At 42.3% G+C, this 14,922-nt stretch carries 11 protein-coding genes and 1 riboswitch; all 11 genes read right to left on the bottom strand.

Going from position 1 to position 14,922, the window contains the following annotated elements:
* Positions 1-60: 60 nt before the first annotated feature.
* The 11 genes from RSX31_RS09915 to polX all read right to left on the bottom strand — a co-directional run bounded on the left by RSX31_RS09915 (position 61) and on the right by polX (position 14,755).
* Complete coding sequence (locus tag RSX31_RS09915; protein WP_148969864.1) at positions 61-1,299, bottom strand: aspartate kinase; 1,239 nt, start codon at positions 1,297-1,299, stop codon at positions 61-63.
* Positions 1,300-1,491: 192 nt separating this feature from the next.
* Positions 1,492-1,670, bottom strand: a riboswitch (Lysine riboswitch).
* A 285-nt stretch (positions 1,671-1,955) separates the two neighbouring features.
* Complete coding sequence (gene uvrC, locus RSX31_RS09910) at positions 1,956-3,725, bottom strand: excinuclease ABC subunit UvrC (protein WP_315634436.1); 1,770 nt, start codon at positions 3,723-3,725, stop codon at positions 1,956-1,958.
* Between the two features lie 419 nt (positions 3,726-4,144).
* Positions 4,145-4,459, bottom strand: coding sequence for a thioredoxin (gene trxA, locus RSX31_RS09905; RefSeq protein WP_148969866.1), 315 nt, complete (start codon positions 4,457-4,459; stop codon positions 4,145-4,147).
* A 207-nt stretch (positions 4,460-4,666) separates the two neighbouring features.
* Positions 4,667-5,647 (bottom strand): electron transfer flavoprotein subunit alpha/FixB family protein, encoded by a 981-nt coding sequence (locus RSX31_RS09900; RefSeq protein WP_315634435.1) that lies wholly within the window; start codon positions 5,645-5,647, stop codon positions 4,667-4,669.
* 42 nt (positions 5,648-5,689) lie between these two features.
* Positions 5,690-6,463: an electron transfer flavoprotein subunit beta/FixA family protein gene (locus tag RSX31_RS09895; protein WP_315634434.1), complete on the bottom strand. Its 774-nt coding sequence runs from the start codon at positions 6,461-6,463 to the stop codon at positions 5,690-5,692.
* 133 nt (positions 6,464-6,596) lie between these two features.
* Positions 6,597-7,367, bottom strand: a complete 771-nt coding sequence (locus RSX31_RS09890) for an enoyl-CoA hydratase (RefSeq protein ID WP_148969869.1) — start codon at positions 7,365-7,367, stop codon at positions 6,597-6,599.
* A 21-nt stretch (positions 7,368-7,388) separates the two neighbouring features.
* On the bottom strand, positions 7,389-7,976 hold the full coding sequence (locus RSX31_RS09885) for a TetR/AcrR family transcriptional regulator (protein ID WP_113969555.1): 588 nt from the start codon (positions 7,974-7,976) through the stop codon (positions 7,389-7,391).
* Between the two features lie 136 nt (positions 7,977-8,112).
* Positions 8,113-9,807 carry a long-chain-fatty-acid--CoA ligase gene (locus RSX31_RS09880; protein WP_397548086.1) on the bottom strand — a complete coding sequence of 565 codons (1,695 nt, stop codon included), beginning with the start codon at positions 9,805-9,807 and terminating at the stop codon, positions 8,113-8,115.
* A gap of 368 nt (positions 9,808-10,175) precedes the next feature.
* Positions 10,176-10,583 (bottom strand): DUF350 domain-containing protein, encoded by a 408-nt coding sequence (locus tag RSX31_RS09875; protein ID WP_148969871.1) that lies wholly within the window; start codon positions 10,581-10,583, stop codon positions 10,176-10,178.
* Between the two features lie 84 nt (positions 10,584-10,667).
* Positions 10,668-13,025: an endonuclease MutS2 gene (locus RSX31_RS09870; RefSeq protein WP_282138743.1), complete on the bottom strand. Its 2,358-nt coding sequence runs from the start codon at positions 13,023-13,025 to the stop codon at positions 10,668-10,670.
* Between the two features lie 20 nt (positions 13,026-13,045).
* Entirely contained in the window at positions 13,046-14,755 is a 1,710-nt protein-coding gene (gene polX / locus RSX31_RS09865) for a DNA polymerase/3'-5' exonuclease PolX (RefSeq protein WP_315634433.1), read from the bottom strand.
* Between the last annotated feature and the right edge of the window lie 167 nt (positions 14,756-14,922).

Below are 14,922 nucleotides of genomic sequence, written 5' to 3'. Positions count from 1 at the left end.
AAAGGGTTGCCCATGACAGGCAACCCTTTTTCACTTGTTCCGCTTTTTGCTCCTTTAGTATTATAACGTGATTTCTTCCATCTTCACCGCATCCAGGTTAAATGCAGTATGTAGGACGCCTGCTGCTTTTTGCATATTTTCCTCGTCTACGACAGCAGATACTTTGATTTCAGACGTGCTGACCATTTTCACCACAATGTCGTTTTGAGCTAACACTTCGAACATTTCCGCTGCCACACCTGGATTTGAGATCATACCGGAGCCAACGATCGATACTTTTGCAAGCTCACTTTCATGCTCAACATGGGTAAAGCCTAATTGCTCTTTGTTTCGTTCCAGAACAGCAAGGGTTTCCACCAGGTCCTGTTCTTTAATAGAGAATGATAAATTGGTCGTATTCTGATCGGTTTGGCTTTGAATGATAATATCTACATTCAAGTGATTTTTGGCTAAGGTGGTAAACACTGAAGATAGTCCCGTTAATGCGTTTCCTAGTCCAAATACAGTTACACGTGTGATTTCACCTTCAAATGCTACGCCTCTCACGATCAGGTTTTGTTCCATGCTTGCTTCCTCCTCAATATACGTTCCTTCAATTTTCTCAATACTGGATCTGACTTCTAACGGAATTTGATAATTCTTGGCAAATTCCACTGCCCGTGGATGCAGGACTCCAGCCCCTAAATTAGCGAGTTCCAACATTTCATCATATGAAATGGACGGTAATTTCCTTGCTCCTTTAATATAACGCGGGTCCGTTGTGTATACCCCGTCTACATCTGTATAAATATCACAGCGCTCTGCTTTCAGGGCAGCCGCGATCGCCACGGCGGTTGTATCCGATCCGCCACGACCGAGAGTTGTAATTTCCCCAGATTCCGTCATCCCTTGGAATCCCGCTACGATCACCACTCTTCCCGATTGAAGGTGACTCAACATCTTTTCAGTATGGATATTGGTGATCCTCGCATTACTGTGAACGGACTCCGTCTCGATCCCGGCCTGCCAGCCTGTGAATGAGATGGCATCATGTCCGGATTGAATCAGGGCCATCGTGAGGAGCGAAATGGTGACTTGCTCCCCTGTAGAGAGAAGCATATCCATTTCTCTCTTACTTGGTTGCGATGTAATTTCCCTTGCCAATCCAACGAGTGTATCCGTCGTTTTCCCCATGGCAGATACCACGACCACAACATCATTTCCTCTTTCTTTTTCTTCTGCGATTCTTGACGCAACATTTTGAATTCTTTCCACAGAACCTACTGAAGTCCCACCGAATTTTTGAACAATAATACTCACTGCTTCTCCCTCTTTCTCACTCGAGTGCTTGGTTAAGACTCATTCTTTGATGGTGAAGAGTACAATCACAATCATCCTAAACGTTCATGGAACAGGTTCATCACCTGCGCTGGATAATAAAAAAAGCAATGAGAATAATATCTCATTGCTTTATGAACATACAGCAGAACATACTAAATAGGTTCATGGGCATTGTGAGATAGCTCTCCAAGATTGAATCATCTTGACAATCCTACATTTCTTAAACGTAGAACCAGCGGAATCAGCATGAGACCGAAACCACTTCGGCGACTCTCCCCTTTCCAGGCATCTCAACAGAGCTCATACTCCTCTTTACCTGTACTTTTGAAGTTCGCACCTCTATCACCACTTTAAAAAGTGATAATGTTATAAATTTTCGTTAATTATAGCATACAAAAAATTGTGATTCAATGCACAATTCAAAATAAAATTCATTTTTTGTTTCACGTCGTAAACCTTTTTGATAGTTAGTAGGAGCGAGTAGTGGTTGATTTCCGCTACAGGTGCTCGCTTTCCGCTCCAATCAACTATCATAGTCAACCAGTTACTTCGAAACAAAACCATTATAAAAACAACACTCTTTTAAATATAAGCCCAATCAAAAGAAAACACATTCTTACTTGTTTTACTATTACTTACTTCAACTTCTCAGCCAATTCCTTAGCCACGGCTTCCGGAATCCCTATCTCAATAAATTCCTCCACCGTTGCTTCTTTCATCTTCTTCATGGAGCCAAAGTGCTTGAGAAGCTGCTTCTTCCGTTTCGGTCCTATGCCGTCAATGTCGTCGAGGGTAGACTGGAATGCGCTTTTTCCTCTGAGCTGTCTGTGGAAGGTGATGGCAAATCGGTGGACTTCATCCTGGATCCTCTGTAGTAAGTAGAATTCCTGGCTTCTCTTTTCAAGAGGAACGATTTGCAATGGATTCCCATACAGCAGTTCCGATGTCTGATGCTTATCATCTTTTGCAAGGCCGCCAAGTGGGATATCCAACCCCAATTCATTCTCAATGACATCCCTCGCCGCTTCAATCTGCCCTTTTCCCCCATCGATGATAATGAGATCGGGTAAAGGAAGACCATCTTTTAAAACTCTCGAGTACCGTCTGCGTACGACCTCCCGCATGGATTCATAATCATCAGGCCCCTTCACGGTTTTAATCTTATACTTTCGATACTCTTTCTTCGCAGGTTTCCCGTCGAGGAATACAATCATCGCAGACACAGGGTCCGAACCCTGGATATTCGAGTTATCAAATGCTTCGATCCGGAAAGGAGTATAAATGCCCATATGCTCCCCGAGACGTTCGATCGCCTTGATCGTCCGTTCTTCATCTCTTTCAATCAAGGCGAACTTTTCTTCAAGTGCCTGTTTCGCATTCTTTTCGGCAAGCTTGACCAACTCTTTCTTCTTTCCACGTTTAGGCTTGGTGATTTTCACCTCGATCAGCTTAGCCGCCAATTCTTCATCAATCTCCTCAGGCAAGAAAAGTTCCTTTGGCTTAAAATGATTGGATTTCGAATAAAACTGACCTAAGAAAGTCAGAAATTCGTCCTCGGGTTCATTATAGAGTGGGAAGAGTGACACATCCCGCTCAATGAGCTTACCTTGACGCACAAAGAATACCTGAACACACATCCAGCCTTTATCAACGGAATATCCGAACACATCCCGATCAGTGAAATCGGTCATGGTCATCTTTTGCTTCTCCATTGTCGCTTCAATGTGAAGGATTTGATCGCGGAATTCCTTCGCTCTCTCAAATTCCAGATTCTCTGCTGCTTCATTCATTTTCACCGTTAATTGATTCTTGATATCTTTATATCCGCCATTCAGGAACCTGGAAATTTCGTCAGTCATTTCTCTATAAGTGTCTTTACTTACTTCTTTGATACAAGGAGCAAGACACTGACCCATATGATAGTAAAGACATGCCCGATCAGGAAGGGTCGTGCATTTTCGTAACGGATACAGCCGATCCAGAAGCTTTTTTGTTTCATTAGCGGCTCCTGCGTTGGGATACGGTCCAAAGTAACGCCCTTTCCCCCTTTGGACTTTGCGGGTCGTAATAAGTCTTGGGTGTCTCTCGTTCGTTAACTTGATAAACGGATAACTTTTATCATCCTTTAACATGACATTGTATTTAGGATCATATTTTTTGATCAGGTTCATTTCAAGCACCAGGGCTTCCAGATCAGATGAAGTCATGATGTATTCGAAGTCCTCGATTTCACCTACCAGCCGTTGAGTCTTGGCATCATGAGAACCGGTGAAATAAGAGCGCACACGATTCTTCAATACTTTCGCTTTCCCCACATAAATAATCGTACCTTGTCTGTCTTTCATTAAATAACAACCGGGTTGATCCGGTAATAGAGCTAATTTATTCGTAATGGTAGGGTTCATCGACTCTCTCCCTTCTTATCTGCCCTGTTATAGACGGTGTTTGTTGAATAAACAGGATCGAGTTGTTCCTGTGAATATTTTTTCACTTTGGTATCCCGGAGAATAGAGTGAAGTAAAAGGAAGTTCATTTTTATTGTTTGTCACTTTTTATTTTTTTTCGTTTCTCTTCATATAAAAACCAACTCAGTCTGGAATTCCTTCTTAGCCTATTGTAAGGCTTTCAATGAATGGATTCCAATTTAAAGTTGGTTTAAGGTTTAACATTTATCTGATTTTTTTGATTCCCTTAAAACGAGGCGGCTTGGTCAAAGGCAACAAGTATCAGGGCTGCATGCTCAGGATCCAACTGTCTGATAGATAGTTTAATACAATAAAACACCGGGGCTCACAAATCGAGGCCCGGTGTATCAAAGATTATCTTATACGTGTTTGTTTAATAGTTCAGCAAGTGCTTCCTTAGGTTGGAAACCGATTACTTTGTCTACAACTTCGCCATCTTTAAGGACAACTAAAGTCGGGATACTCATAACCCCGTATTTACCTGCTGTTTCCTGATTTTCATCAACGTCAACTTTGACGATTTTCACTTTGTCGCCCATTTCTCCATCTAACTCTTCCAGTACTGGAGCGATCATTTTACAAGGCCCACACCAAGGTGCCCAGAAATCCGCTAATACCAGTCCGGAATTTGTTTCAGTAGAGAATGATTGATCAGTAGCATGTGTAATTGCCATTTATATGCGCCTCCTAAAACTTTGAATGTAACGTTAGTATATCACCGTTTTTTTTGTGATGCTATTAATCTGCTCGTAGGTAATATTCCCTTCAGATAACGGAATATACAGGGAAGAAAAATAAGGAGCAGCCATCCGGCTGCATCCTTATTTTCACTACATAATATGTTCATACCCTATAGACGCTACTTCAAAACGTGAATTGAATCAAGAAGAAGATACTTTAAGCTTTTTAAACTCTTCAGTCAGCATCGGTACCACTTCGAACAGGTCACCCACGATTCCATAATCTGCTACGTTAAAGATGTTCGCTTCAGGATCTTTATTGATCGCAACGATGACTTTAGAATTCGACATACCCGCTAAATGCTGGATAGCTCCAGATATACCACATGCAATATATAGGTCAGGCGTTACGACTTTACCTGTTTGACCAATTTGCAGGGAATAGTCACAATAGTCGGCATCACATGCTCCACGTGATGCTCCAACAGCTCCACCAAGAACATCCGCCAGTTCTTTAAGAGGATTGAATCCATCTTCACTTTTCACTCCGCGTCCGCCGGCGATGATGACTTTCGCTTCAGACAGGTCCACACCTTCGCTTGCTTTACGTACGACTTCTTTAATGATTGTGCGTAAGTCTTTAATATCAACGGAAAGGGAAGAAACTTCTCCTGTACGTGACTCATCTTTCGCTAACGGCTCGATGTTATTTGGACGGATCGTCGCAAAAAGCACACCGCCTGTCACAATTTTCTTTTCAAATGCTTTCCCGGAATAAATCGGTCTTGTAAATACCAGGTTCCCGCCAGCTTCTTCAAGATCGGTTGCATCAGAAATCAATCCTGTGCTTAGCTTACTGGCCACTTTAGGAGACAAGTCTTTTCCAAGTGCAGTATGTCCGAAGATGATTCCTTCAGGCTTCTCTTGGTCGATAACTGCTAGAACGGCTTGTGAATAGCCATCTGACGTATACTGCTCCAGTTTATCATCTTCCACAACCACTACTTTGTCCGCACCATATTGAATCATTTCCTCACCTAAAGCGCTTACACTTTTGCCGATTAAAACGGCTACTACTTCTCCGCCTTCAGATACTGTTTTACCTGCCGCAATCGCTTCAAAGGAAACATTACGTAATGATCCGTCCCGAACTTCTCCAAGTACTAATACTTTTCTCGCCATGTTAAATACCCCCTGAATGTTAGTTATTACTATGAGTCAGACTTATATAACTTTCGCTTCATTGCGAAGAAGTGAAACAAGCTCTGATACTTGAGCATCCAATTCGCCTTCTAATACTTTACCTGCTTCCTTCTTCGGTGGAAGGTAGATTTCAATTGTTTTTGTCTTCGCTTCTACTTCATCTTCATCTAAATCAATATCATCCAATTCTACTTCATCTAGTGGCTTTTTCTTCGCTTTCATGATTCCTGGAAGCGATGGATATCGTGGTTCGTTCAATCCTTGCTGTGCCGTTACCAGTAAAGGCAGGGATGTTTCAATTACTTCTGAATCCCCTTCTACGTCACGTGTGACCGTTACCGTTCCGCCATCAATTTCTAATTTCGTAATCGTAGTTACATAAGGGATATCAAGCTGTTCTGCCACACGTGGTCCAACTTGTCCAGATCCACCGTCAATGGCGACATTACCTGCCAGGATTAAATCTACTTCCTGTTCTTTCAAATAGTGGGCAAGGATTTTGGCTGTAGTGAATTGATCACCATGATCAAGGTCATCCTCTGTGTTGATCAGGACTGCTTTATCTGCACCCATTGCCAGTGCTGTTCTCAGTTGCTTTTCACTTTCTTCTCCGCCAACTGTCACAACCGTCACTTCTCCACCATGTGCATCGCGAACTTGAATAGCTTCTTCCACTGCATATTCATCGTAAGGATTTATGATAAATTCAGCTCCATCTTCAGCAATTTGACCGTTTAGGATCGAAATTTTCTCCTCGGTATCAAACGTTCTTTTCAAAAGTACATAGATGTTCATGCGTAAGTCCCTCCTAATAATGTAAACATTCTTTCCCTTAAAAAGATTTTGACAATTTAACCCCTTTGAATGGGCAGCTTGAACATTCAAGACTGCCCCTCAATAAGAGTTTACTATATTACAAGAATGTATTCTAGCCTTTAAAGTGCGGTTCTCTCTTTTCAACAAAAGCTGAAATACCCTCTTTGGCATCAGCTGATACAAAAATTTCACCGAAAAGATCCGATTCTCTCATTACACCTTCATAGAAACGATCATCTTTAGTATAACTTAACAACTCAATGGCTGCTTTCATCGCCCCTGGGCTTTTCTTCGCTATCTTATCGGCCATTTCCTTCGCTTTATCGAAGAGCTGATCCTCAGGATATGCTTTATTGGCAAGTCCCCACTGTACAGCTTCTGTTCCACTGATTGGCTCACTCGTTAATAGCATTTCTGCCGCTTTTGCTCTTCCAACCAATTTCGGCAAGCGCTGAGAGCCTGCAAATCCGGGTACAAGTCCTAACTGAAGCTCCGGTAGACCGAGCTTTGCATTCTCGCTTACCAATCGGATGTGACATCCCATTGCAAGCTCCAAACCACCGCCTAGAGCTGCGCCATGGATTGCTGCAATGATCGGCTTTGAAAAGTTCTCCATCCGTTCAAAAACGTCCTGGCCTTTTTTCGCCAATTTAGAGAATTCTTCACCCGTTTCAATCGTTGTGAATTCTTTAATGTCAGCTCCTGCAGAGAAGAATCGACCCTCACCCTTCAGTAAGATCACCCGGACTTCAGCGTTTTCTTCAAGCTCATCCAGAACTGAATCGATTTCTTTAATAAGTCCACTGGCTAAAGCATTAGCAGGAGGTCTTTGGATCAGAACCGTTGCTACCTTTCCCTCTAATGACCATGATAAACTTTCCATCTCTCATCCCCCTAAACTAATTTAGTTCCTGCCGCCACACCCATGAAGTAATAGTTTGTGAATAGCAGGGACTTGAGCTACTAAGTCATATTTCTGTTCGTTCATCACCCACGTTGTCACCATTTCATCCAGAGTCCCGAAGATCATTTGACGAGCCAGCCTGACATCCAGGTCACTTGAAAATTCACCGGATTCTATTCCGCTAATCAGAATTTTATCGACTAATTGCAGATATCCTTTTAATACATCGTTGATCTTTAAGCGGATATCTTTATTGGACTGCCTGAGCTCCAGTTGTGTCACAATCGCCAGATGGTGATCATCCGACAGAATTTTACAATGATTTTCAATCATCACTAATAATTTCTCTGAAACTGTCTGTTTTCCTGCTATAACTTCCTCAATTTTTTCCACAAAGAGTACCATTTTTTCTTTAAACAACGAAATCAGGATATCTTCTTTATTTTTAAAATAGAGATAAATCGTTCCATCAGCGACTCCAGCCTGCTTTGCAATCTTGGATACTTGTGCCTGATGATAACCATTTTCTGCTATAACTATAACAGCAGCATCGATAATTTGCTTGTATTTAGGTTTATTTCGTTTCATGAGTTCTTGACCTGCCTTAAGAAAATATGAATGACTGTTCATTCATATTTTTATAATAAAAGGTTTCTCTTTACTTGTCAAGAAGAGATGCCTTGTCCCATTTTACAACAAAAAGAAAAAGCCCAATGGTATTCATTTAACTTGTTTTCTGTTCTTCCTCTATTTTTTGGCGTTCTTCTTCTACAAGTGCTCTGCGTAATATTTTTCCAACAGCCGTTTTGGGAAGCTCTTTTCTAAATTCATAGATCCGGGGCACCTTGTAGGCAGCCAGGTATTTACGGGCAAATTCATTGAGTTCTTCCTCTGTCAGGACTTCTCCTTCTTTCAGGACCACATACGCCTTTACGGTTTCTCCTCTGTATTCATCCGGAACACCTGCAGCTACAACCTCTTGAATCGCAGGATGTTCATAAAGGACCTCTTCGATTTCACGAGGGTAAATATTAAATCCTCCCGCAATGATCATATCCTTTTTGCGATCCACAACATAGAAGTAACCTCTCTCATCCATATACCCCAAATCTCCGGTCAATAGCCAGCCATCCCTTAACGTTTGTTCGGTTTCCTCTGGACGATTCCAGTAACCCTTCATCACTTGAGGACCTTTCACGACGATTTCACCCATTTCATTCGGTGGAAGCGGTTCTCCTGTTTCCAGTGAGAAGATGGCTGCATCCGTACTTGGCCAAGGAACTCCGACGCTTCCCTTTATTCTTTCTTTATCCCAAAGGAAATTGGAATGTGTGACAGGTGAAGATTCAGTCAATCCATACCCTTCAACCAGTTTCCCGCCGGTGACGTCTTCGAATTGCTGCTGCACTTCAACAGGCAATGGGGCACTACCACTAAGGCATGAATCGATGGAGGATAAGTCATAATTCTTCAGTTCAGGATGATTCAGCAGGCCGATATAGATGGTAGGTGCACCAGGAAACAGGGTAGGTTTCTGCTTTTGAATGGTTTTCAAAGTTGTTTCCGGATCAAATTTAGGGAGTAAGATCATTTTATATCCCTGCATGACGGATAATATCATAACGGCTGTCATACCGTACACATGAAAGAATGGAAGAATTCCAAGGACACGCTCTTCTCCTTTTTTACATTTATAAAGCCACGCATCACACATGGAGGCATTGGCGACAAGGTTCTTATGGGTAAGCATAACCCCTTTTGGGAAACCTGTCGTCCCGCCTGTGTACTGAAGAAGAGCCACATCGTTTTCAAAGTCAAATTCATGATCGGTACTTTCCGGTTTGGCTGTTTTCATGATCTCCGTAAATAAATGATTCTGTCCTGAGTGGTCGATTTTCACAACAATGCCGTATTGTTTCTTCTGGATGAATGGGTAGATGAGATTTTTAGGAAATGGAAGGTAGTCTTTGATAGCGGTTACAATAATGTGCTCAAGTCCGGTATTCTTCATTACTTTTGACACTCTTGGATATAAAATATCCAATGTCAGCATCACTTTGGCACCTGAGTCCTTCATTTGGTATTCAATTTCCCTTTCCATATATAAAGGATTGGTCTGTACGACAATTCCACCTGCATAGAGAATGCCATAGTACGCGATTACGGATTGAGGAGTATTCGGCAGCATGATCGCAACCCGATCGTCTTTCTTAATTCCAAGGATCTTAAGGTAATGAGCGAACTTGAGTGCGGATTCATGTAATTCTGTGTAGGTCATTTCCTTGCCCATAAATTGAATGGCAACCTTACTGCTATAAAGGGTCGCTGCTTCAGTTAAATAGGACTGCAGTGGTTTTTCGATTAAATTTAACTCCGTGGGAATCTCTGCTGGATATTCAGCAAACCATGGTTTATTCATTGTAATCCCTCCTTGTGAATTTTTAGAAAATTTCTTCTATTCACTATTATAATATAAGGGGACTTCAGTTACAATTTGAAATCAATCCACTCGATACTTTTTTCCTATTTCTCAGGCTTGACCTTCCTTACAGATGATTTTAATAAAGAAAAAAGACTGCCTATTCAACCCTATGACAGTCTGCTCGTACATTATTATTATTTTAGCATTGTTTCAATCTCCAAGCTCTCTTCACAGAGTGCATCGATTGTTTTGTATCTCGTTATTCAAACGTTACGTAAAGAACAGCATATAAATGATCCCAACGAGTAAAAAGCCCCCACATAAAGTGAGCAATACCTTTGCCAATGTTTCCATATTCCCTCTCCTTACGATATACCGGCTCCTATGACATAGGATAAACCAACTGAAATAACTAATGAAATGAAGCCAACCGCCCTGTTATCATTAGCGATTTCTTCATCGATTTTAAATTTGGGTGTGAGGAATTCATAAATGAAATAGCCGATCAGTAATAGAAAAAAGCCAAACACACCCCATCCGATTGTAGTCAGGATGGTATCATTGTGGCTGATGGAGTGGCGGAAAATATTCGCAATCCCAAATATTTTCCCACCAGTTGCCATCGCCACGGCCAAGTTGCCTTTTTTTATTTCTTCCCAATTCTTATACTTTGTGACCAGTTCGAAGATAGCTAAGAACAGGACCAAACATAGTATGACCACGCTATAATTCCCAGCCGTTTGAACAAATTCATTTTCCCAAAAGTTCTTCATCGTAAAGCTCCCTTTACCGCTTTATTTAAACCACTCTATTATTTTCACTATGAAAATCAGGACATATGAGCAGTCTAAAGGCTATTATTTGAATTGAACGACTGTTACGCCGGTTCCGCCTTCACCTGCATCCCCGAACCGAATGTTTTTGACCGATCGGTGATTTTTTAAGTATTCCTGCACACCTTGCCTTAAAGCCCCCGTACCTTTCCCATGAATGATGGAAACGCGGGGATAACCGGCAAGAAGCGCATCGTCGATGTATTTCTCCACTCTGGATAATGCATTTTCGAAACGCTCACCACGTAGATCAAGCTCAAGGCTGACGTGAAAATCTTTCCCTTTCACTGTGGCCAGTGGTTTCGTCTCTACCTTCTGTTGAGATTGGATGAATTCAAGATCTGATTCCTTCACCTTCATTTTCATGATGCCCATCTGTACTTGCCATTCTTTCGCAGACACTCGTTCGACCAAGTGACCTTTTTGATCAAAGCTTAAGACTTTGACTTCGTCCCCTGGTTTTAACTCATGCTTCGCCTGATTGACTTTCTTCTTTTGACCGGATGTTTTCAATTTCGGTGTAGCATCTTCCAATTGTTTCTTCGCCTGGATCAGTTCATGCTCCTTGATTTGAGCTGATTTTTCATGCTGCATTTTTCGTAAATCTTTGATCACTTGTTCAGCTTCTGCCTTCGCCTTTTCAACGACTTCAGTGGCTTTTTGTTGAGCTTTTTCGTACAGTGTATCCTTTTTCTCATAATACTCCATCATTTGCTTCTGCATATCTTTATGCATTTTCTCGGCTTGTCTTAAAAGTTCATGGGCTTCCTCAAGCTCCCGTTCACCCTGACGTCTGCTGTCTTCGAGGGAAGCAATCATATTTTCCACTTCTTTACTATCCGTTCCGATATGGGACTTCGCTCTCTGAATGACTGAATCTGAAAGCCCTAAACGCTTCGAAATCTCAAATGCATTACTTCTTCCCGGGACCCCGAGCAAAAGCTTATAGGTAGGACTTAATGTTTCTACATTAAATTCCACACTTGCATTCACGACTCCTTCACGATTGTACCCATATGCTTTTAATTCAGGATAGTGAGTGGTAGCAACGACCCTTGCACCCGTTCCATGTACTTCATCCAAAATGGAGATGGCAAGCGCGGCACCTTCTTGAGGATCTGTACCGGCACCCAGTTCATCAAACAGCACTAAACTCTCATGATCTACCTTTTTAAGGATGTCCACGATATTGACCATATGAGACGAAAAGGTACTTAAACTTTGTTCAATCGATTGCTCATCTCCGATATCCGCGTAGATGGTACGGAAGACGCCCACTTCTGATCCATCGAGAGCCGGGATCGGGAGACCGGCCTGTGCCATTAAGCTCGTTAATCCCAATGTTTTCAGGGTAACGGTTTTCCCCCCGGTATTTGGCCCTGTGATGACAATGGAAGAAAAGTCAGTCCCCAACTCGATGTCATTCGCCACCGCTTCATCTATCGGCAGAAGGGGATGCCGTGCTTTGTTCAGCCTCACCCGGCGTTCATTATTGATCGTCGGTTTAGACCCTTTAATGGAACGTCCGAACTTCGCTTTGGTGAACATGAAATCAATGTCTGAAAGGACGCTGACAATCAAGAGCAGCTCCTCTCCTGATTCTTGCACACTTTCAGACAGCTCCCGGAGAATCTTTTCAATTTCAGATTGCTCTTTTAATCGAAGCTCGCGAAGTTGATTATTCAATTGAACGATGGCTTCCGGTTCAATAAATAACGTTTGACCCGATGATGACTGGTCATGAATGATCCCACCATATTGGCCCCTGTACTCTTGTTTAACCGGAATCACATATCGATCGTTACGAATGGTAATGATCGCATCGGATAACATTTTTTGAGCATTGGAAGAGCGGATCATTCGTTCAAGTTTCTCCCGGATCCGTCCTTCATTGGCCCGTAGCTGAGTACGGATCGTGCGGAGTGCTTCACTGGCTGTATCAAGGATTTCCCCGTTATCATCCACGACTTTCCTTATATCCTGTTCTAAATAGGGAAGAGGAATGACCGTTCCCATTTTCTCCTGCAGAAGGGGAATGTCCACCTCTTCTTCCAATAACTCCTCTACAAAAAGCGTCAGCTTCCTGCTGGCTCGGATCGTACTCGCTACCTGAACGAATTCAGAAGGGGACAGCATTCCGCCTATTTGAGCACGCTTGACGTGTGGACGTATATCGAAAATCCCGCCTAATGGTGCATGACCCTTCAACCTGAGGATGGTCATGGCTTCATCTGTTTCTTCGTGAAGAGCTGTAATCTCTTCGTACTCAACGGAAGGCATGAGAGAAGATACCTTAGCATGACCGAGTGCAGATGCAGCATATTGCTTTAATAATTCTTTGATTTTATCAAACTCTAACGTTTTTAATACTTTAGAATTCACGGAATGTATTCCACCTTTTATCAGTTTCGCTTAATAAATTTGATTAACTCTTTTTTATCCCATGTATTGATGACAGTATCTTTCTTGATCCAGCCTTTTCGAGCTGTCCCGATTCCGACCTTCATGAATTCCAGGTGGTCGATACTGTGTGCATCTGTGTTGATGACGAGCTTTACATTCTTTTCCTGGGCTTTTCGGATATTTTCTGCAGACAGATCCAGCCGATTCGGATTTGCATTAAGCTCCAATGCCGTATCCGTTTCTTTCGCCAACTGGATAAGAAGATCCATATCTACGTCATAACCTTCTCTTCTGCCAATGATTCTCCCTGTTGGATGAGCGATGATATCCACATGGACACTCTTCAGGGCAGTGGTCAGCCTCTCCATGATCTTTTCTTGGGATTGTGAAAAGCTCGAATGAATCGAGGCAATCACAAGGTCTACTTTTTCAAGAATTTCATCCTCATAATCCAATGTACCATCAGGAAGAATATCCATCTCGATTCCTGAAAGGACTTCTATATCATCATACTTCTTGTTGATTTCTTTAATTTCATCGATTTGCTTAAGTAATCGTTCTGTAGTCAGCCCGTTTGCCACACGTAAGTACTGGGAGTGATCTGTGATGGCCATGTATTGATAACCTTTGGCACGGCAAGCCTCTACCATTTCTTCAATCGAAAATGCACCATCCGACCAGGTGGAGTGCATATGAAGATCCCCTTTTATATCTTGTAATGTGATGAGGGAATAATCCTTATGGAACTCTTCCACTTCTTTCCCATCTTCCCGCAGCTCTGGTGGGATCAAGGGCAAATCAAAATGGTGATAAAATTCTTCTTCGGTTTTAAATGTCTGTATCTCACCGGTTTCACTATTCTCTACGCCATATTCACTGATCTTTTCCCCGCGTTCTTTGGCAAGCTGGCGCATGCGGACATTATGATCCTTTGAACCGGTAAAATGGTGAAGGGCCGTAGCATATTCTTCAGTCTTTACGATCCGGAAATCGATGCTGACATCCCAATGATACGAAAGAGTCAGAGAAACTTTTGTTTCCCCTGCTGCTATGGTTTCTACGATATTGGGCAGCTTCAACAGACCTTCTTTTACTTCTTGGGGATGCTCTGTTGCCAGAATGAAATCAAGGTCCTTGATGGTTTCTCTCATTCTCCTTAAGCTTCCCGCTCTTGAAAAGGTTTGGATGCTGTCCATACCGAGAAGAAAACCTTCAATCTCCTCAGCGATCCCGTTCATAAAAGCGATCGGCAGACGGTCAGGTCTCTTGCCAACCTGTTCGATGGATGCCAGGATCTTCTCTTCCGTCTTCTTACCGAAGCCTGCTAAACCTTGTACTTTATTTGCTTTACACGCTTGCTCCAGATCTTCTATATTTTCTACCCCAAGTTCACTATAAAGCTTGGCAATTTTCTTTCCACCTAAACCAGGTAATTGAAGGAGGGGGATCAATCCCTTTGGAACCTCTTCCTTTAACTCTTCAAGGACAGAAGATGTGCCTTCGTTTATGTATTCCTCGATTACTCCAGCCGTTCCTTTGCCGATTCCGCTCAGCTTCGTAAAGTCACTGATTTCCTGTAAGCTACGGTCATCATTCTCAAGTGCCGCCGCCGCTTTTCGGTAGGCAGAGATTTTAAATGAATTCTCGCCTTTCAATTCCATATATATCGCGATTTGCTCTAATAATTTTATAATATCTTTTTTATTCAAGAGATTCACCTACTAACTTAGAATTAACGATTAGGGTCCTTTATGACTCCCCGTCAGTTGCAAAAGCAAAACGATCCCATCTATATAGTAGCAAAATTGATAAAAAAAGAAAAAAGACTGACTTATAAGATGAACAAATCCGCCAAGGCATCCCTAACGAATTTGAA

This window comes from Rossellomorea yichunensis (assembly GCF_032337515.1).
In the GTDB taxonomy this organism is placed as follows: Bacteria; Bacillota; Bacilli; order Bacillales; family Bacillaceae_B; genus Rossellomorea; species Rossellomorea yichunensis.
Note: the sequence above shows the minus strand (reverse complement) of the source record. Positions and strands in the feature narration are given on the sequence as shown.

What these genes read in the sequence shown, in the direction of transcription:
- uvrC (WP_315634436.1), bottom strand. Translation starts at nt 3,725, where the DNA reads ATGAACCCTACCATTACGAATAAATTAGCTCTATTACCGGATCAACCC.
- trxA (WP_148969866.1), bottom strand. Translation starts at nt 4,459, where the DNA reads ATGGCAATTACACATGCTACTGATCAATCATTCTCTACTGAAACAAAT.
- RSX31_RS09900 (WP_315634435.1), bottom strand. Translation starts at nt 5,647, where the DNA reads ATGGCGAGAAAAGTATTAGTACTTGGAGAAGTTCGGGACGGATCATTA.
- RSX31_RS09895 (WP_315634434.1), bottom strand. Translation starts at nt 6,463, where the DNA reads ATGAACATCTATGTACTTTTGAAAAGAACGTTTGATACCGAGGAGAAA.
- RSX31_RS09890 (WP_148969869.1), bottom strand. Translation starts at nt 7,367, where the DNA reads ATGGAAAGTTTATCATGGTCATTAGAGGGAAAGGTAGCAACGGTTCTG.
- RSX31_RS09885 (WP_113969555.1), bottom strand. Translation starts at nt 7,976, where the DNA reads ATGAAACGAAATAAACCTAAATACAAGCAAATTATCGATGCTGCTGTT.
- RSX31_RS09880 (WP_397548086.1), bottom strand. Translation starts at nt 9,807, where the DNA reads ATGAATAAACCATGGTTTGCTGAATATCCAGCAGAGATTCCCACGGAG.
- RSX31_RS09875 (WP_148969871.1), bottom strand. Translation starts at nt 10,583, where the DNA reads ATGAAGAACTTTTGGGAAAATGAATTTGTTCAAACGGCTGGGAATTAT.